This window comes from uncultured Victivallis sp., assembly GCA_944389935.1.
Classification (GTDB): domain Bacteria; phylum Verrucomicrobiota; class Lentisphaeria; order Victivallales; family Victivallaceae; genus Victivallis.
Genome location: CALXOE010000061.1, coordinates 1 through 17929 on the forward strand (window position 1 = coordinate 1; position 17929 = coordinate 17929).

16 protein-coding genes are annotated in these 17929 nt (G+C 61.4%); 11 read left to right on the forward strand and 5 right to left on the reverse strand.

Annotated elements, in window-relative coordinates; translation table 11 throughout:
- The coding region (locus Q0J85_RS15510) for a LacI family DNA-binding transcriptional regulator (RefSeq protein WP_367274668.1) at nucleotides 1-131 on the reverse strand (131 nt) is incomplete at its 3' end.
- Nucleotides 132-407: 276 nt separating this feature from the next.
- Between Q0J85_RS15510 and Q0J85_RS14045 the strand changes: the two genes are divergently transcribed.
- The 3 genes from Q0J85_RS14045 to Q0J85_RS14055 are packed head-to-tail and all read left to right on the forward strand — an operon-like array spanning nucleotide 408 to nucleotide 5621.
- Complete coding sequence (locus Q0J85_RS14045) at nucleotides 408-1394, forward strand: LacI family DNA-binding transcriptional regulator (RefSeq protein WP_294482777.1); 987 nt, start codon at nucleotides 408-410, stop codon at nucleotides 1392-1394.
- The gene (locus tag Q0J85_RS14050; protein ID WP_294482778.1) at nucleotides 1391-2176 is read left to right on the forward strand and encodes a prepilin-type N-terminal cleavage/methylation domain-containing protein; all 786 of its coding nucleotides are present in this window, start codon (nucleotides 1391-1393) and stop codon (nucleotides 2174-2176) included. Before Q0J85_RS14045 ends, Q0J85_RS14050 begins: the two co-directional genes overlap by 4 nt.
- A gap of 10 nt (nucleotides 2177-2186) precedes the next feature.
- Nucleotides 2187-5621, forward strand: a complete 3435-nt coding sequence (locus tag Q0J85_RS14055) for a sugar-binding protein (RefSeq protein ID WP_294482780.1) — start codon at nucleotides 2187-2189, stop codon at nucleotides 5619-5621.
- 394 nt (nucleotides 5622-6015) lie between these two features.
- Here Q0J85_RS14055 and Q0J85_RS14060 read toward each other — a convergent pair whose 3' ends face one another.
- The 4 genes from Q0J85_RS14060 to Q0J85_RS14075 all read right to left on the reverse strand — a co-directional run bounded on the left by Q0J85_RS14060 (nucleotide 6016) and on the right by Q0J85_RS14075 (nucleotide 9344).
- Entirely contained in the window at nucleotides 6016-6258 is a 243-nt protein-coding gene (locus tag Q0J85_RS14060; RefSeq protein WP_294482781.1) for a hypothetical protein, read from the reverse strand.
- 87 nt (nucleotides 6259-6345) lie between these two features.
- On the reverse strand, nucleotides 6346-7308 hold the full coding sequence (locus Q0J85_RS14065; RefSeq protein ID WP_294482783.1) for a hypothetical protein: 963 nt from the start codon (nucleotides 7306-7308) through the stop codon (nucleotides 6346-6348).
- Entirely contained in the window at nucleotides 7305-8108 is an 804-nt protein-coding gene (locus tag Q0J85_RS14070) for an amidohydrolase family protein (protein ID WP_294482785.1), read from the reverse strand. Before Q0J85_RS14070 ends, Q0J85_RS14065 begins: the two co-directional genes overlap by 4 nt.
- Nucleotides 8109-8180: 72 nt before the next feature.
- Entirely contained in the window at nucleotides 8181-9344 is a 1164-nt protein-coding gene (locus Q0J85_RS14075) for an SDR family oxidoreductase (protein ID WP_294482786.1), read from the reverse strand.
- Nucleotides 9345-9542: 198 nt separating this feature from the next.
- On the opposite strand from Q0J85_RS14075, the gene Q0J85_RS14080 reads away from it, so the two are divergent.
- The 8 genes from Q0J85_RS14080 to Q0J85_RS14115 all read left to right on the forward strand — a co-directional run.
- Entirely contained in the window at nucleotides 9543-10562 is a 1020-nt protein-coding gene (locus Q0J85_RS14080) for a zinc ABC transporter substrate-binding protein (RefSeq protein WP_294482787.1), read from the forward strand.
- Between the two features lie 5 nt (nucleotides 10563-10567).
- Nucleotides 10568-11374 carry an ABC transporter ATP-binding protein gene (locus tag Q0J85_RS14085; RefSeq protein ID WP_294482789.1) on the forward strand — a complete coding sequence of 269 codons (807 nt, stop codon included), beginning with the start codon at nucleotides 10568-10570 and terminating at the stop codon, nucleotides 11372-11374.
- Nucleotides 11371-12210 carry a metal ABC transporter permease gene (locus Q0J85_RS14090; protein ID WP_294482791.1) on the forward strand — a complete coding sequence of 280 codons (840 nt, stop codon included), beginning with the start codon at nucleotides 11371-11373 and terminating at the stop codon, nucleotides 12208-12210. The genes Q0J85_RS14085 and Q0J85_RS14090 overlap by 4 nt, the downstream gene beginning before the upstream one ends.
- Nucleotides 12211-12235: 25 nt before the next feature.
- On the forward strand, nucleotides 12236-13000 hold the full coding sequence (locus tag Q0J85_RS14095) for a hypothetical protein (RefSeq protein WP_294482793.1): 765 nt from the start codon (nucleotides 12236-12238) through the stop codon (nucleotides 12998-13000).
- Nucleotides 13001-13020: 20 nt separating this feature from the next.
- A complete protein-coding gene (gene dnaG, locus Q0J85_RS14100) occupies nucleotides 13021-14874 on the forward strand; it encodes a DNA primase (protein ID WP_294482794.1) in 1854 nt (617 codons plus the stop codon).
- Nucleotides 14871-15512 (forward strand): hypothetical protein, encoded by a 642-nt coding sequence (locus tag Q0J85_RS14105; protein WP_294482796.1) that lies wholly within the window; start codon nucleotides 14871-14873, stop codon nucleotides 15510-15512. Before dnaG ends, Q0J85_RS14105 begins: the two co-directional genes overlap by 4 nt.
- Nucleotides 15513-15531: 19 nt before the next feature.
- Nucleotides 15532-16071: a DapH/DapD/GlmU-related protein gene (locus tag Q0J85_RS14110; protein ID WP_294482798.1), complete on the forward strand. Its 540-nt coding sequence runs from the start codon at nucleotides 15532-15534 to the stop codon at nucleotides 16069-16071.
- Between the two features lie 14 nt (nucleotides 16072-16085).
- Nucleotides 16086-17929 (forward strand): DUF4962 domain-containing protein (locus Q0J85_RS14115; RefSeq protein WP_294482800.1); only part of this gene is annotated, 1844 nt, incomplete at its 3' end.

Below are 17929 nucleotides of genomic sequence, written 5' to 3' on the forward strand. Positions count from 1 at the left end.
GAACGTCCAGTCCTCGATGTAGGGCAGGCCGATTCGGACACCTTCGGATTCCCGTTCAAAACCCGTGACGCCGTTCCAATCGAAACTCCCGCATGGCGGGCGACATCATTCAGAGAAACTTTGCTTTTCATAACTCCATTGCGTTTTGATAACGTTTCATTGAATCGTTTACACAACATTAATTATGGTTCAGAATTTTTCGAATGTCAAGAGGCGGTGCGTTTTTTTTCAAAAAAAATGAATGAGGAAAGAGTTCTGGACGTTCCGGAAGTGCACATCGGGGTGTTTGAATAATTTTTAAGAATTTATTCAAAATAATATTCGTTTTCTTTGCATAAACCATTGCTTTCACCGCTGGAATTGAGTATAATTATAGAGGAAGACGGAATTCCCGGAAAGGAGAAATCATGGCGAAAAACGTGACGACGACCAGCATAGCCAAGCGGGCGGGCGTGTCGCAGAGCACGGTTTCCCGCGTCATCAACAACTATCGCGGCATCAATCGCGTCAAGCGGGAATCGGTGCTGGCGGCGATGCGGGAACTCGGGTATTACGCAAACCGGAACGTCAGGCGACGGGTCGGAATAGTGATCTGCCCTCTGCCGGAACAGAAGAACATGATGGCGCTGGAGTTCTTCGGCAACCAGATCGCCGCACAGGAGGCGTGGCTGGAGGAGGCCGAGGCGGAGAGTATGGTAATCAACCTCTCAGCCGGGGCCGCCTCGCTTGGATTGGCGCCGTCGAAACTCCAGGAGCTTTCGGGGGTGATTCTTTTGAACGCGCCGTCGATGGAACTGCTCGATTCGCTCCGGGAGGCGAAAATTCCCTTTGTCATCAATACGGGAGCGGGGATCCCCGGCGGCATCATCTGCAACACGGTCGGTCCGGATGAGGCGGAGACCTGCCGGATCGGATGCGAATATCTTCTGAAGCATTGGCCGCGGTTCGGGGTGATGTTTTCCGAACACAATGCGTATCGGATCGAAGGGTATCAGCAGGAGCTGCGGAAACGGGGACTTCCGCCGATTCCGGAGGAGGATGTTCACATTGTTTCAACCACGGACATCACGAATTTCATAGACGCGACGCATCAGCTGATCCGTTCGGGCAGAAGGCCGCCTGCGCTGGTGGTTGATTTTTACGACGCGGCGGCGGCGGTTCGTTCGATTCTCGCGTTCAGCGGGATCCGGGTGCCGGAGGATGTTCTGTTGTTCACCTACTCTCACTCCCTTTCGCAGAATGAGATTCCGTCACTGTTTCAGGATCCGGCCGCTCTCGGTCGCAAGGCGGCGCGCCGCATGCTGGAGATCTTGAATGATCCCAAGGATCCCCCTCACCACATCCGGATTCCGATGATACTGGTCAATGCTTCAGAGAAAGGAGATGCCAAATGACACGTCATTCATTCAGCAACACCGTCTTTCCGCTTCCGCAAGCGGAGCTTGTTCCCTGCGCCGACCGGCGGCTCCGGCCCGAGGTCACGGAGGCTTTCTCCAATTCCTGTGAGCGCAGAACACGCAATGCGTATTTTACATTAATAGAGTTGCTCGTGGTGATTGCGATCATCGCGATTCTGGCCTCCATGCTGCTGCCGGCGCTGAACCAGGCGCGGGCGCGGGCGCGGACCGCGAGTTGCGTGAGCAACCTGAAACAGGCCGGAACCATTTTCGCTCTTTACACGGATGTTTCCGACGGCTACTATCCGGTTTCGGACTCGTGGCCGGAAGATCCGGCGATGCCGCGCTGGCCGGTTGCACTGCTGCGTGCCGGACTGGTGACGACGGGGGACGGGCTGAACAACACGGAGCCCGCGCCGACGATGGCGCGCCAGGGGACACTTCCGGCGGGAATCTGGCGCTGTCCGGAAGGAGCTCCGGCGAAGAACGACTGGGACGGTGCGCAGACGCATTACGGGATGAACGGTGAGACCTTCCGCAAATACCGCAAGACGCATTTCACGAAACGCCACTCTTCCCTCGCGATGATGGCGGACACCACAAACAGCGGCGTGGCGTTTTTCACGCTCAACACGGCCAACGAGGGAAGTGACAGCGGCAGTTCGCGCCTTCGCTACAACCACAACAACTCCGCGAATTTCCTGATGCTCGACGGGCATGTGGAGAATTTCGGCTTGCTGCGGGTTCCGACGCGCGTCATCTGGTTCTGGGAAAATTAGGGGCAGGGCGATGAAACTGATCTTGCTGTTTTCGGCGCTTTTCTGCGGAACTTTTCTCTTTGGAGCCGGGCTGATCGATGATTTCGAATCCGGGGTGCGCAGCTGGGGCGGCTGGTGCGACGCGAAGTCGGAGCGGCCTGTTTTCCGCCTCTGCGATGATTCGGTGGGGGGGAAGCATTCGCTGGAATTCACATTTCCCGGTTCTGAGACTTACGGTGGCGTGACGCGGAATCGGTTGACGATTCCCCCGGACGCTGCGGCGCTCGAATTCTGGATCAAGTCGGTGAGCGGTGCGGTTCCGGGGACGCTTCTGCTGGAAACGGTCGCCGGGGATGGAGAACCTCGCGATGTGTTTCGGGCGACGCTGCCCGTAACGGCGGCGGGAAGCTGGCGGAAGGTTTCGATTCCGCTTGACAAGTTCACCTATGCCTATACGAAAAACGGCCCGGCCCGGGACGAAAAAAATCTCCGGCCGGATCGTTCGCGACAGTTCGACCTGATTCTGATCGGTTACCGGCAGCCTGCCGGGGTCTTCCGTCTCGACAATCTGGGGTGGAGCGCGGCGAAGCCGGCGAACCCGGAGGAGTCCCGGCCGGAACAGCCCGTGGGCGTCAACCTCGTGCCGGGCGACACGAGTTTCGAGACCGGAATCGGCGGATGGATCTACTACTATGCGCCGGAAGCGCTCGACGTCTGCCGCACCGACGGCGCTTTCGGGACGAACTGTCTCGAACTGAAGGGGGGGGGCGAAACGGTCTCCTGGGTGAACAACTATCTGATGTACGATGCAATCCGGGCGGGGAACGAGTATGTCCTGAGCTTTTACGCCAAGGCCGCGCCGGGGAAGAAACTCATGGCGCGGGTGATTGATCTCAACTGGAACTATCTGGCGAATCGGGAGTTTGAACTTTCTCAGGAGTGGGAGCGTTACACGCTCCATATTCCGGCGACCGGAGAGGACCGCAGGAGTTTCATCGCGTTTGACGTTCCGAGGGCTGCGGGCGGGAATGTGCGGATCGATGCGATTCAGCTCGAACGCGGTTCGCAGCCCGGCCCGTACCGCGCGAGTTCCGAGGTGGAGCTTTATGCGACGACCGGAGCGAGCGGTGAAATCGTCACCGCCGGAGAAACTCCGGTTCTGGAAATTCGGATGCGCAACACGACCGGAAGAGCGATACGCGCCGGGCTTTCCGTCGAGTTGAACCGAGCGAAGGTTTCCCTGCAGCGGAAGCTCGATCTTGCGCCGGACAAAACCGAATTGTGGCGCATTCCGTGCGAATTTGCCCGGGAGTGCGGCTATTATCCGATCCGCATCACACTTCGGGATGAGCGCGGTGAGCTGCTTGCCAGGCAGTATGCGCCGTTCGTCGTGGTTCCGCCGGTCGATCCGGAACATACGGACGGGTTGTTCGGAATTTCGATCAACTATGTGCCGCAGGATGCAATGCGGAGGCTCGGATCGACCTGGACGCGCGGAAATTCCACTTCCTGGCAGACGGCCGAACCGCGCCGCGGGGAACTGATTGCCGGTGGGTCGCGACGTCGTTCCCCGCTCAACCAGCTCTTCACGATCACCGATATGATCCGGACTCCCGGCTGGGTGGAGAAGAAGAACGGCCTTGTGGCGGATCCGGAGTCCGTCCGCGCCTTTGCGCGCTGGACGGCCGGAAACATCGGACCGTATGCCGGAGCGTTTGAACTTCAGAACGAACCGGACCTGACCATGCTGAAACCCGCCGGGGTCGGCCGCGAAACGGCGGCGGCAAATCTGGCCTCGCTCTACAAGGTTTTCCATTCGGAGATCGCCGCGACCGGCAAACCGCTGCTGCTGAATATCTCCGGCGAAGGAATCGAATTCGCGCGCGAAATGTTCCGGCTTGCCGCGGAGTCGATCGACGGGCTCGCCTCTCATCCCTACACGTTTCCGCGATACATCGGGCCGCGGGCGGGATATTGTTCCGGACCGGAGGACGGCAAGGTGCTCGACCAGCTGAAGGCGGCGGCCGGACTGCTCGAACAGTATGGAAAGGGGCGCGAACTCTGGATCGGAGAGCTCGGATGGGGACTCGATTACGAGGCCGAACCCGATTCGGTCTGGGCGGAACGGCAGGCCGCGTATCTGGCGCGTTGTTTTCTGCTCTGCCGCACGCTCCCGCAGCTCAGGCACATGATCTGGTTCACCGGGGCCGGATGTCTGGAGGGCGGGCGTTATGAATACGGAATCTGGCGGAATGACAACGGATTGCGTCCTCTTCCGGCGGTCGGCGCCTTCGCCGCGTTGCGGGAGATCCTCGATGGAACGGAAAAGAGTGAGATTCTGCTCGACGACGAGTTCCGGGCCGTCGGCTGGAAGAACGGCGGGCGGGAGTATCTCGCCATCTGGGCGCCGGAGCCCGATCCCGCCGCACAGCCGGTTGATCCGTGCGGTGCAAAAGTCCGCGATCTTTATGGAATGTCCGTCTCCGGCGGGTTTGTTCCGGGGGAGGCTCCGCATTATCTGGAGTTGGCCTCTCCGGAGCAGCGGGAACAGATACTGCGTCAGCTTGCGCAGCACAAACCCCTCACTGTCGAAGGACGGTTCCCCGATGACCGGACGCTCGCGCTTTCGGTTCGCAACAACCTTTCCGAACCGTGGAGCGGCACGCTCCGGGGCGACGGAGTTCCGGAGGAGAAGCTTATGCTCAAACCGAACGAATTGCGCGAGATGCAGCTCAAACTCGCCGCGCCGCTGCCGGTCGGCGGACGAAACCTGGAAATCGAGTTTCGCACCTCAGACGGGGGCAGGGGGATTCCGATGCGTTTCTCCGCGCCGCCGATGCTCGATGTCGCGCCGCTCGGAAAACGTGACTGGCGCAGCGTTCCGTTCAGCGAACTTTCCGATCAGGTGGTGCTGGAGGGGCGCAACGAGATTTATCCGCCCGATCCGTTCATCAACTGGCAGGGACCGGACGATCTCTCCGCCCGGCTTTCGCTCGCGTGGGATCAGGAGGGAATGTATCTCTTTGCGCTGGTTCAGGACGATCATTTCGAGCAGCCGTACTCCGGAGAGAACATCTGGCGTGGAGACTCGATGCAGTTCGCCTTCGACTGCGGCAATGACGCCCGCCCGCGCGGCGGCTACGACAACAACGATTGCGAATTTACCGTCGCCTGCGGGCAGTTGCCGTGGTGTCATCAGGCCGTTGCCGGAAAGGAGACCGGGCGGGCCGACCGGAGGCTCGAAACAGTCGTGACCCGGGAAGAGGGGCGGATACTCTACCGGATTCGAGTTCCCTGGAGCGAGTTGACTCCCTTCGGGCCTCGCCCCGGTGCGATTGCGGGATTCAATGCGGTGTTCCACGATCGTGACGAAGGAGTGACAAACTACTTCGCGGCGATGTCGCCGGGACTTTCCCCCTTCAAGAATCCCGCTCAATTCCGCCGTATCCGGCTTGTGGAGCGTTGAATTCCGGGCGCGCAGCCGGAGATTGGCAATCGATGCGGATCTCCGCCGTATTACGCCCCGGGAATTCTGCAGGAGCGTCAAAGGAACAACGAAGCTGCATGTCCCGAATCGGGAACGGATGAAATTCGCCCTCATGTGGGCGAATCGCGACAGGTGTCAGCCCCGCGGCCGGGAGAATGGCCGCGGGGGGACTGTCCTGGGCGAGTGACGCCGGAGACCTTTGAACGCATCTGTGACCTCGTAATCGAGCGCTGCTTTTTACCGTCGAACTATCGGCGGAAGATGACCGCCCGATTGGATTCGCGGGCGAGAATCGCGTGAACTCTTGCGGAAACCGGTTCCAAACTCTCCATCACCACCTCCCGTAGTTCGTTCGGGCAATCTGTGAGCTCAGTTACTTCTTTTTCCGGACGAGCAGCAGCATCATGAGTGCGACGATCACCGCCGCCGCGAACCCCGCCTGTTCATTGTAGATCCAGCCGCAGATGCCTCCCGCGATCGCCGCGGGCAGGAAGATCAGCATCAGCGTGAAAATGCATCCCGCGATCTTGATCCCGAGCGTGATGATGACGACCAGCACCAGTGCCGCGCCCGCGGCGAAGAGAACGGTCATGGGGTCGATGGCTTGAAGATCCATTGGTTTCGGCGATGCTCCGGTTGAATTTGCTGATTTACTATAATGCGATTGCGCTGCTTCCGCAAGCGGAATGGAAATTTTTTTCCGTCACTTTTCCGGACGATACGGCCGCTCTCCGCAGAAAACGCAGCGCATTTGCGTCCGGCGCAGCGGCGTTCCGCAGAAAGGACAGCGCGCCGGAACTCCGATCGCCCGCAGTCGCTTGCCGTTTCGCGCCGACGCCGTGCTCAGGACGAGCAGTCCCGCCAGTGCGAACGGATACGCGGGAAACGGTTTTCGGAAACAGAATATTGTCGTGACGGCCGCCGCCGCCAGTGTCACCACCCAAGCCGCCGCCCATATCCGCGCCTGCCGGTTCCGCCGCAGGACGGCGAGAAACAACGATTCCGGCGGCAGCTCCGGGACGCACGGATTCCGGTGAAACGCGCAGAGCTGCCGCCCGCACTCCGAACAGCGGGCCGTATGCCGCAGAAGCGTGAGGCTCATTTCCCCTCCACAGTGTGGACACGTGAGCGGGAAAGGGTGGAGTCTGCGCATGATCGTGAGCGGCACAAGCAGCACCGCAAGCGCGACTCCGGCGAAGAAGAGCGCGTTCGCGGCATCCTCTTTCCCGAACTTCCAGACACTTCCGAGGAACAGAATGAAAACGATGGCCCCCCCCAGACAAGCCGGGGGCAGAAACCGTTTTCCGCAATGCAGATTCAACTCTTCCGGCGGAGCGGTTGCGGCCGCGTCCGGCTCGAATACCATTTCTCCGCAGCGCGGGCAGCGACCGGTCGCGACGATCTGCCGGAGACGCCCCGGAACAGCGCGGCCGCACCCCGGACAACGGTATCGCCTGAGAAAATTCCGGCGGCGCAGAGTCATCACAACCAGAAACCCGGCCGGCGGAATCACGAGCGCGGCAGCGAGCCACGCGGGCCGCAGTTCGGCGGAGGTCGCGAGTCCGAGCAGCCATGCCGCATAGAACCAGCCGGCGCCGAGCAGAAGTGTCCGACCCTGTTTTCTGTACTGTTTCGCCGCTTCCGCGAACTCTGCGCGTCTCATCATTCGTCCTCCGGGCAATCGAGTTTCAGGAGTTCCGCCGCGTTCCGGTAAAAGATCCGCTCCTGTTCCTCCGATGAGAGCGGCAGCGAACGGATGAAATCAAGCTGCTTCTTCTGGTCGTACCACGGGGAATCCGTACCGAAGAGAATCTTCTCCGCGCCGTGCGCCCGGATGATCCGGGTCAGCTGTTCCGGCGTGATGTATTCCCGCGCCACCATGGCCAGATCAAGGTAGACTTCCATGCCGGCGAGGTATTTTTCAACCGCATCCCACATCGCCATGCCGCCGAGGTGCGCGAGCACGAGCCGCAGCCCCGGAAAACGGCGATGAAACTTCGCGAGCGACTCCGGGTCGCTGTGGTAAGGCGGATCGTACATCGCATCCCACCCCGCGTGGGTGACGACGAAGAGTCCGAGCTTTTCACACTTCTCCCAGACCGGGAAGAGCCGCTCCTCGTCGAAACGGAAATGCTGGTACTCCGGATGCACCTTGATTCCGGGCAGCCCCGCCGCGGCGATCGCGTCGAGCGTTTTCAGCGGATCCGGCTCATCGGGATGGATTCCGCCGAGCATGAGGACCGGCGGATGGTTTTCCCGCACGGCCCACGCATGGATGCTCGCGCTGTTGGCGGGGGTGTTCACGACCGGCAGCGCGACCGCCAGATCGATTCCGGCGCGCCGCATCGACTCTTCCAGTCCGGCGCGGGTGCCGTCCGCGAAGAACCCGATCTTTTCCGAGCAGAACGCAATCGCCTTTGCCGCGACCTTGTCCGGGTAGAAGTGTGTGTGAAAATCGATGACCATCTGCTGACGAAAAAGGGCGGTCCGGTCTCTCCGGCTCCGCCCCGCTCCGATTTTTCCAGTGCCTGTTCCGGTTTACTCCTCGACCGGGACTCCCATCGGGGTGTTCGCGAGTTTCTGCAGCCACTCGACTTTCGGGAAATAGTCCTTGTAGTAGGAGCGGATCAGAATTTCGAGTCCTTTCGTGCCGTACTCCCAGTCGAGGATCTTGTCGCCGAGCGCCTTGCGGACGTTGCTCTGGTCGAAGACGATGTCCGAGGAGAAGTACGGGAAGAGGTCGCCGAGGAAACGGCTCATGAGCTTGTTGTCGCGATTCGGCAGATTTTCGTTCGGATCGATCGACACCCCCTCGAGCCGCAGCACGCCGCAGACCGCGTCCTGAATCTGACGGGTCGTGAGCGGGCTGTCGCCCGTGACATGGTAGGCGGTGTTCGTGACCGGCTGCTGAAAGAGCGCCGTGATCGCCTCCTGCACATAGTCGATCGGCACGAAATAGACGTGCTCGGACGGAATCGTCGCGAAGTTGATTCCGAGATCGACCGGCAGCACGTGCGGAATGCCGAGTTTCGTGCAGCGATGGCTCTTGAGCTTGCCGAGAAATTCGAGAATGCGGTAGAACGCCAGCGGCTTGCGGATCCGCCCGTCGGACCGGCGGCCCGTGATGATCGCGGGACGATAGATCGTGAACGGGATGCCCGATTCGCGCACGAGCATTTCCGCCTTGAATTTGCTCTCTTCGTAGGGGTTGTTGAAGCCGTTGTCGACCGGCTTGTCCTCAAGGGCGACTCCGGCGAGCTTCCCGGCGATGTAGGCGGTCCCGACATAATGGAACTCTTTCACCTTGAGAAGTTTCGCGAGTTCGACCATGTTTTTGGTCCCCTCGTAGTTGATCCGGTAGGTTTTCCCGGTCGGATCCTGTCCGAGATTCACATCGGCCGCGCAGTGGAAAATCACGTCAACGCCTTTGAGCAGCGGATTTTTCGCCAGCTCTGCCGGATTGATGGTGACGACGTCTCCTTCGATCACCTGAACCTTGGAGAGAATCTGATCCGCCAGTTCCGGGCAGCCGTCGAATTTGCACTCGTCACGGATGATTTCCTCAGTTCTCTGTTTCGCGCTTTTTACCGGACTCTTGCGTGCGAGGCAGACGAATTCGCAATCCTGACGCTCCCGGAGCAAAGCCACAACAAATGCACTCCCGACGAGACCGGTAATTCCGGTCAAAAAGATTTTCTTCATGGTCCCTGTTCTTTTTTTGTGAAAATCCAGATTCAATCAATTTATAAATGGCTTTAAACTATACACCTGAATGGAGCTTATTGCAAGCGCAGGGGCGAAAAAAAGTATTCGGAAGCGGGAGACGGGCACTTTTTCACTTGACTTTGAATGCCGGAACGCTTATCTTATGATAATTACAGTCAAGGAAGGTGTTGATTCATGCGATTCCATTTTATCGTTACGCTTGCGACGATTTTTGCCGCGTTCTTTTTCACCGGCTGCGGGGAGTCCGGGAGTGGTTCCGCCGCCTCCGGGCGCATGCTTGTGTACAGCGGGCTGCCTCCGGTTGCCTACATCGTTTCCGCCGTGGGCGGGGACAGGGTGGATTCCCGTTCGATGCTGCCGGAGGGCCGCAGTCCGCACGACTATTCCCCCGGACCGCGGGAGATCCGCGGAGCGGCGTCGGCACGTTTTTTCTTCACGACCGGCATGAGTTTCGAGAACACGGTCAGCCGTCCGCTCGATTCGTCCCGGACGCGCGTGGTCGATGTCAGCACGGGGGTCGAGCGCATTCCGTTCGATGGCGCCGGGTGTGATGATCCGTCGCACCGGCACGAGGGCGCGGTCGTTCACGATCACGAATGCGCGCACCACCACAAGCCGGGCGAAGTCTGCACCGACGACCACTCCGGGGAAGAGGCCGCCTGTGCGACCTGTGCGGAAGATCATGCCCACGGGGCTTTCGACCCGCACGTCTGGCTCTCGGCCGACAACGCCGCGATCATCGCGGAGAACGTCGCCCGGACGCTCAGGGAGGCCGATCCGGACGGCGCTGCCGTCTACGACGCGAATCTCGCAGCGTTGAAGAAAAAACTCGCTGAAAGCGGAGAGTATGCCCGGAAAGAACTCGCTCCTTATGCCGGCCGGGCGTTTTTCGTCTATCACCCGGCTTTCGGATATTTTGCGAAGATGACCGGACTGCGGCAGGAGGCGATCGAGCTCGGCGGGCGTGAAACCACCTCCGGCCGCCTGGCGGAGATCATCAAAAAAGCGCGGGAACACGGTGTCCGGGTCGTCTTTGTCCAGCCGCAGTTCAATCCGGCCAGCGCCCGGGCGCTCGGGGAGGCGATCGGTGGAAAGGTGGCCGGACTCGACGCCCTTGCCGCGGACATTCCCGCGAACATCCACGCGATGACCGATGCCCTGGAAGAGGGTTTTTCCGCGGAAAAGGGGAAGTGAGATCGATGGCTTCTCCCTCGCAGACCATTGTGGAGCTCTCTCACGTGAGCTTCGGTTATGAATCCGGAGTCCCCGCACTGGAGGATGTGACGTTCCGGATCGAACGCGGCCGCTCCGGTTGCATCGTCGGACCGAACGGCGGCGGCAAAAGTACGCTCATGCGGCTGCTGCTCGGGCTTCTGACGCCTCAGCAGGGGGAGATCCGCGTATTCGGCAGAGCTCCGGTCGCGGCCCGGCCGCTCATCGGTTACATGCCGCAGTATCATCAGCTTGACGCGGCATTCCCGGTGACGGTGTTTGAAGTCGTTTTGATGGGGCGGATGCGCCGCGGATTCTGGGGGCGCTACACCGCCGCGGACCGCGAAGCCGCCCGGGGGGCGCTGCGGGAGATGGGAATTCCGGAGCTGGCGCCCCGCCGGTTCTCCGAACTTTCCGGCGGCCAGCGGCAGCGGGTGCTGATTGCCCGGGCGCTCGCGTGTGAACCGGAGCTGCTGCTGCTCGATGAGCCGACCGCGAACATCGACCCCGGCGCCGAGGAGCAGTTCTACGGAACGCTCGACGTGCTGCGCCGCCGCATGACGGTGCTGACCGTTTCGCACGACCTCGGATTCGTGAATCGCGAGATCGACCTTGTGATCTGCGTGAATCGGCGGGTGACGGTGCACGAGGCCGCGGCGTTTTCGGCGGAAACGGCGAACGAGGTCTACCATCATCAGGTGAATCTCATCAAACACGATCACGCCTGCTTCTGCAACTGTGAACACCGCCGGAGCGAACCGTTGACGCCGGAAGAGATGGAGGCGGGAAAATGAGTCTGATCACGGATCTGCTGCGCCCGGAAATGGCGTTTCTGCGTTACGCGCTGCTGGTGGGGGCGCTTTCGAGCGTGGCGCTCGGGATCGTCGGCACGATGGTCGTCACGCGCCGGATCAGTTCGCTGGCGGGAGCGGCGTCGCATGCGGCGCTCGGCGGGATCGGTGCGGCATTGTTTCTTCAGCAGCTTGCGCTGCCGGGACTTTCGCCCATGGTCGGGGCGGTGGTCGGGGCGGTTTCCGCGGCGCTTGTGGTCGGCACTGTGAATCTCTGCGCCCGTGAACGGGAAGATACGATCATCAATGTGGTCTGGGCGCTCTGGATGTCGATCGGGCTGTTGTTTCTGAACTGGACGCGCGGATATGTCGACTGGCAGGGGTATTTGTTCGGCAACATTCTGCTGCTGACGAGGACGGAAGTGTACATGATGATCGGGCTTGATGTGCTGATTCTCGCGCCGACGCTGCTTTTTTACAACAATATTCTCTCGATGTCGTTCGACTGGACATTTGCGGAGCTGCGCGGCGTGCGGGTGAAGCTGATCTATTTTACGCTGCTGGTCCTGACGGCGCTGGCGATCGTGCTGCTCATCAACGTGGTCGGAATCATTCTGGTGATTGCGCTTCTGACGCTGCCGGCGGCGACGGCGGGGTGTTTTACGCGCCATCTATGGTCGATGATGGTGCTTGCGACCGTGTTGAGCTGTCTCTTCGTGGTGGCGGGGCTGCTGGGAAGCTACTGGTTCAATCTGCCGTCCGGGCCGGCGATCGTGGTGCTGGCTTCGATGGTTTATCTGTTCGGTCTCGGATTCAATGCGTGGCGGAAACGCTGTTGACCATTTTTTACAGGAAGGAGGAACGATGAGAAAAGTGACCGGAATTCTCTGCGGCTGTGCCGCAATCGCGTTGTTGTTTCTCGCTGTCGGCTGCGGGCCGGATACGGTGGATGAGTGTCTGAATGCCGGAGCCGGATACGGGGCCCGGGGAGAGTGGAAGAAGGCTCTGAAGATGGCTGAACGTGCCGAGTCGCTGTCTGAGAACAGCGTTCCGGCGCTGTTGCTGCGCGCCATCGCGCACGAGCAGCTCGGGGAGCGGGATCTCGCTCTGGACGCGGCGCGGCAGGCGGCTGCACTGAATCCGGAGAGTTTCGCCGCACAGTATACGCTCGGGCGGCTGTACGCGGCCGATCCGACCCGCTACTCCGATGCGCTTGCACCGCTGACCCGCGCGGCAAAACTGCGGAATTTCCACGATCGGAACACGCTCGTGCTGCTCTCGAACACCACGACGGCGCTGCGTTCGCCCTCGGCGGCGAACTGGTTGAGTTTTCTGTCCCGGGTCGCCCCGGAGTCGGGGAACGACCCGGCGTTCCGGAATCTGCTCGGGATCGTCTGGGCGCGCGCCCGGAAACCGGATCTTGCGAGGCAGGAGTTCACGCGGGCGTACCAGCTTGACCGTTCCAATCCGATGGTGGTTTACAACATCGGGACTTTCTTCGACCGTTACGCCTCGAATCCGCAGGCGGGAGCGCAGTTCTACCGGGCGTTTCTGCGTCTGGCGGGGGATGATGCGCGGTATGCGAATCTGAAGAGCCGGGTTTCCGCGCGGCTCTCGGAGCTCCGCTGAACGGAGGTCGCTTGTCGGCAATGGCTTTCGGCGTTTCCAAGGATGTGATTGAAGAGATCCGGTCGCGTTGCGACATTGTGGATCTGATCGGGAGTGTTGTGCCGCTGAAACGTGCCGGCACGAACACCTACAAGGGGCTCTGTCCGTTTCATCAGGAGAAGACGCCGTCGTTCCACGTCGACGCGGCGCGGCAGATGTATCACTGTTTCGGCTGCGGCAAGGGGGGGGATGTTTTCCGTTTCTGCATGGACCGTGAGAACGTCGGCTTCTCCGATGCGCTGCATATGCTCGCCGCCCGGGTCGGGGTCGTGATTCCGGAGAGCAGTGCGGAAAACGGCGACCCGGCCGCGGGGCGGCGTCATGCCAGCGAACGGGAACGGCTCTACCGGATCAATGAAGATTTCTGCTGTTTTTTCGAGCGCACGCTCTTGTCGAATCCGGATTCTCCTCCGGCGCGCTATCTGGCGGGGCGCGGGATTCCGCGCGAAGTGGCGGAACACTTCCGGATCGGGGCCGCTCCGGACGACTGGACCGCCTGTCTCCGCTACGGCCGTTCGCTCGGTTATTCGGAAGAGGAGCTGGTCATTTCCGGGATCGTGCGGCGCAAGGAGGAGAGCGGGCGGCTCTTCGATCACTTCAAGGGGCGGCTCACGTTCGCGATCACGAATGAGCAGGGGCGCGTCGTCGGTTTTTCGGCCCGCTCGCTCGAGGCGAAACCTGTTGCGGGAAAATACATCAATACGCCGGAGAGTCCGATATTTAAAAAAGGCAATCTGCTTTACGCTCTGCCGCTCGCGAGGAAGATGATGGTCGAGCGGAACATGGCGATCCTCTGCGAGGGGCAGCTCGATGCGATCGCGTTTCACCGGGCCGGACTCGAATGTGCGGTCGCACCGCAGGGAACGGGTTTTACGGAGGGGCAGGCGCGGATTCTCAAGCGCTATGCGAGCCGGGTGTTTCTGGCGTTCGACTCGGATGCCGCGGGGCAGAAAGCGATTCTGCGCGCGGTGGAGATTCTGCTGCCGCTCTCGATGGAGATCCGGGTGATCCGGATTCCGGGCGGCAAAGATCCCGATGAACTGTTCCGCAACGGCGGGGCGGCCGCAGTCACAGCCGCGGTGGAGGGGGCGGTTTCCTGGCTTGAAATTCTGGCCGGGTCGCTGCCGGAGCGGTACGATATGCAATCCCCCGCCGGCCGCGGCCGGGCGGCGGCCGAGGTCGCCGGCTATCTGCTGAAAGTCACCAACCAGGTCGAACTCGAACTCTACGTCCGGCAGGCGTCGGCTCTGTTGCAGGTGAGCGAGGATGCGTTTTACTCCGAACTGCGCCAGGTGCAGGCCGGGGCGCGGCGGGCGGAGTCGTTCCGGGCTGCGCGGGATGAGGAGTCGGTTCGGCGCGATTCTCCGGAACGGGCCGGATCAGCCGCGAAGCGATTCCCCTCCGGGCTGACGGTCGCGCTGACGACGCTGCTGGAACTTGCGCTCGCGTCGGAGGATGCCGCGCGGCGTCTCGGCGAGATTTTCGACGGGGAAAGGGAGACTCTCGAGGAGTCGAACCCGCTCGAACGGGCGCTGAACACCGTGATCGGAGCGGCGCTGAACGGCGAACACGACCAGGCCGCTTCGCTGCTGGCGGACCAGCAGCTGGAGTCTCCGGATGCGGAGATCAGTCGGATTCTCGTGGAGCACAAGGAGTTTCTGGATCCGGAGAAGGCGTTGAACGACTCCGTCGCCCAGCTGCATCGCGAACACTGCCGCGCGAACCGCGCCGAACTTATGAGGCGGTTGCGCAGTGCGGTTGATCCGGCCGAACGCATGGAGATTCTGCAGGGAATTTCAAAATTGAATCAGAAAGAAAAGGAGCGTCTGATATGAAACGGTGGATTCCGGTTCTGGCCGCGGCGGCTTGCGCGCTGTCGGGCTGTGTGCGGGTCGAAGAGGAGGCGAAAGAGCAGAAATTCATGGCCGGGTCGCTGCCGCTGCCGGAGTATGCTCCGATCGAACGGTATAAGCTCGAACTCAATCTCGAGGGGAGGCGCGATCTGGTGGCCGGGTCTCCGGGGGTGCTCCATTTTTCGCTGACGAATGCCGACACGCAGCCGGTGCGGATCCCCGAATGGTATGCGGACGAACCGAAGAACATCCAGCTCTTCTGCCAGCCTTGGTTCGAGGGGGAGAAAGAGCCGAATGAAGATCTCTGGATTCCGATCGAGTATGACTGGCAGCAGGATCTGACCGGAGAGGAGCTCAAGAGCGCCATGACCCGCTATGCCGACCCGAATGCGCCGGATTTCCGCTTCCCGCTGGAGCTTTCGCCCGGGAACAAGGTGTTCATCAACCGCAGTCTGCGGATCGTCCGGGCGCTGAAAGTGGCGGACGATATGGAACGGAGATTCTTCATCAAGGCGCGGCTGAACCTGAAGTCGGTGAATGTCGAGAGTCCCGTCTTTGCCGTGACGGTCCACTCGCCCGCCGCGGAAGAGGCGCTGCAGAAGTCGCGGAAGAAACAGTAGCAGGCGCGGGGAGACGGTGATGGCGACGGAATCGGAGAAAGAGTGTTCGTGCGGAGTCACGGAAGAGGAGTTTGAACGTTTTACCCGCTACTGCTGCATGTCCGACAACCCGGAGGACAATCTGCGCCGGGCACGTCTGCTCGGGTTCGACGACGGGGTACGGATTGCACCGGGCGCGATCGTCCGGATCCGGCCGAACCGGATCGGAGCGGGCAGTTTCATCGGGCTTTACTGCTATTTGAACGGTGATGTCCGGATCGGCCGGAATGTGCTCATCGGTCCGCACTGTTCGCTGCCGGCCGGGAATCACCGGTACGACCCGGAGTCGCGGAGCTTCGCCGTGAAGCGGGACGAGCCGAAACCGATCACGATCGGAGACGGCAGCTGGCTCGCCTCCGGCTGCACGGTCACGAGCGGCGTGACGATCGGTCGCGCAAATCTGATCTGCGCGAACTCCGTCGTGACGAAGAGCACTCCCGATTACGCGATCATGGCCGGAACTCCGGCGCGGCAGATCGGGGAGATCGATCCCGAAACCGGAGAGTACCACTGGTTTTAATGAGGAGAACCGGGATGAAGAAACTCGCTCAGAAGAGAGAGGGCTGCACGGTGTTTCCCGCGCCGGAGCCGGAGGAATGCGTCGCGCTGAACCCGCCGTCGCTGCAATGGGTTCCGGAACCGGGCGCGGCTTCTTACCGCGTGACCGTGCGGGACGATTCCGGGCGTCTCGTCGCCGAACGGGAGTGTTCGGTCAATTTTCTGCGGTTTTCCGCTCCGTTTGCGCCGGGGCGCTACACCTGGAATGTGTTCGCGTGCGGCGCCGAACGGGGAGAATGGGCATTCGTCCTGCCGGAGGACGCGGAGCTGTTTCTGCCGCCGACGGCGCGGGAGCTGCTCGACGCGCTGCCGCGGGAACGGCCGCGGCACATCTATTTCCCGGAGGATCTTGCGCCGCTTGCGGCTGCATATGGTCGACAGCTTGACCGGCTCGAGCGCAACCGGGCGATCGCGTTTGCGGACGGAATCATGCGCTATCCCGATTTCTGGCGGCCCGAGGGGGGGAGAATCGATTACCGCAGCGCCCTCGACGAAGTGCGCCGTTTTCTCGACCGCGATACGGTTGCATGCGCGCTTTTGTGGCTTTTCCGGCGCGACCGCGAGGCGGGGGAGTTCGCGCGCCGCGCATTGCTGGCGGTCTGCGAATGGAATCCGGCCGGGCCGTGTTCGGTTTCGGGCGAGTGGGGGGATGAGATCGGCCTGTCGATCGTGCGGACTCTTCCGGCTGTTTTCGACTGGGTGTATGAACTGCTTTCCGCGAAAGAGCGGAACTGGGCGGCCGCGACGCTCCGGCAGCACGCCCGGCAGGTTCACGAGCTCCTGACCAATGGGAATTACGCGGGGAATGCGGGACGCTCCCACTCGGGGCGTCTTCCGGCTTATCTCGGGGAACTCGCGCTTGTGCTGCACGGGATGATTCCGGAGGAGGAGTGTGAACGGTATCTTGCGTACGCGCTCGATCTCTACGGGTCGATTTTCCCGCACTACGGCGGCCGCGACGGCGGCTGGGCCGAGGGCGTGTTTTACGCTTCGAGCTATACGAAATGGTATCTGCCGTTCTTCTTCGCGGTCGAGCGTCTCAGTGGATTTTCGTTCTTTGCCAAGCCGTTTTACCGGCATGTGGCGGAGTTTTTTCTGCATTTTGCCGTGCCGGGGATGAAGTGTCATCCGTTCGGGGACGGCCACTGGGATACCCGGACGGAGTGGCCCGGATTCCAGGCGCAGAATCCGTTCGGCGTTTATGCCGACCGGTTCGGCCCGGAACTCGCGCGGAACTTTTCGCGCCGCTGCGACGAGGCGATCGACCATTACGAACTGCATCTGCTCGATGTGATCGTGCCGCCGCCGCGGGCGAAGCTGCGCGAACTGCCGCGGATCGGGAGCGACCGCAGTTACGTCTCCCTCGACACCGGTTTGGCGAGTCTGCACACCGATCTGGCGCATCCGGAGCGTGACATTGCGATGTATGCGCGTGCGAGCCGGTATGGGACGCCGAGCCATCAGCATGCGGACCAGGGGGATTTTGCGATTCTCGCGGGGGGGCGCGGCCTGATCGTTCCATCCGGCAGTTTCGGTTATCAGTTCGGGGAGCCGCATCACCGGGTCTGGACGCAGCAGACCGTCTCGGCGAACTGCGTCCTCATCGATGGCAGCGGCCAGAAAAAGGAGAGCGCCGAGGCGACTGCCCGCATGGAGCCCGAGTTGGAAAGGGGGAAGGTCTCCCGGCTGAAACTCCATCTCGAACCCGCTTACCCGATGTTGAGGCGATATCTGCGCACGCTCGAATTCAATCATGAGACCGGAGTTCTGACGGTGACGGACGAGATCGAGGCGGATCATCCGGCTGTGGTCGACTGGCG

Excerpts from the sequence above, each read along its gene's own strand:
- Q0J85_RS14085 (WP_294482789.1), top strand. The coding sequence starts at position 10,568 with ATGGCTTCTCCCTCGCAGACCATTGTGGAGCTCTCTCACGTGAGCTTC.
- Q0J85_RS14095 (WP_294482793.1), top strand. The coding sequence starts at position 12,236 with ATGAGAAAAGTGACCGGAATTCTCTGCGGCTGTGCCGCAATCGCGTTG.
- Q0J85_RS14110 (WP_294482798.1), top strand. The coding sequence starts at position 15,532 with ATGGCGACGGAATCGGAGAAAGAGTGTTCGTGCGGAGTCACGGAAGAG.
- Q0J85_RS14090 (WP_294482791.1), top strand. The coding sequence starts at position 11,371 with ATGAGTCTGATCACGGATCTGCTGCGCCCGGAAATGGCGTTTCTGCGT.
- dnaG (WP_294482794.1), top strand. The coding sequence starts at position 13,021 with ATGGCTTTCGGCGTTTCCAAGGATGTGATTGAAGAGATCCGGTCGCGT.
- Q0J85_RS14055 (WP_294482780.1), top strand. The coding sequence starts at position 2,187 with ATGAAACTGATCTTGCTGTTTTCGGCGCTTTTCTGCGGAACTTTTCTC.
- Q0J85_RS14050 (WP_294482778.1), top strand. The coding sequence starts at position 1,391 with ATGACACGTCATTCATTCAGCAACACCGTCTTTCCGCTTCCGCAAGCG.
- Q0J85_RS14105 (WP_294482796.1), top strand. The coding sequence starts at position 14,871 with ATGAAACGGTGGATTCCGGTTCTGGCCGCGGCGGCTTGCGCGCTGTCG.
- Q0J85_RS14075 (WP_294482786.1), bottom strand. The coding sequence starts at position 9,344 with ATGAAGAAAATCTTTTTGACCGGAATTACCGGTCTCGTCGGGAGTGCA.
- Q0J85_RS14070 (WP_294482785.1), bottom strand. The coding sequence starts at position 8,108 with ATGGTCATCGATTTTCACACACACTTCTACCCGGACAAGGTCGCGGCA.
- Q0J85_RS14080 (WP_294482787.1), top strand. The coding sequence starts at position 9,543 with ATGCGATTCCATTTTATCGTTACGCTTGCGACGATTTTTGCCGCGTTC.
- Q0J85_RS14060 (WP_294482781.1), bottom strand. The coding sequence starts at position 6,258 with ATGGATCTTCAAGCCATCGACCCCATGACCGTTCTCTTCGCCGCGGGC.
- Q0J85_RS14045 (WP_294482777.1), top strand. The coding sequence starts at position 408 with ATGGCGAAAAACGTGACGACGACCAGCATAGCCAAGCGGGCGGGCGTG.
- Q0J85_RS14065 (WP_294482783.1), bottom strand. The coding sequence starts at position 7,308 with ATGATGAGACGCGCAGAGTTCGCGGAAGCGGCGAAACAGTACAGAAAA.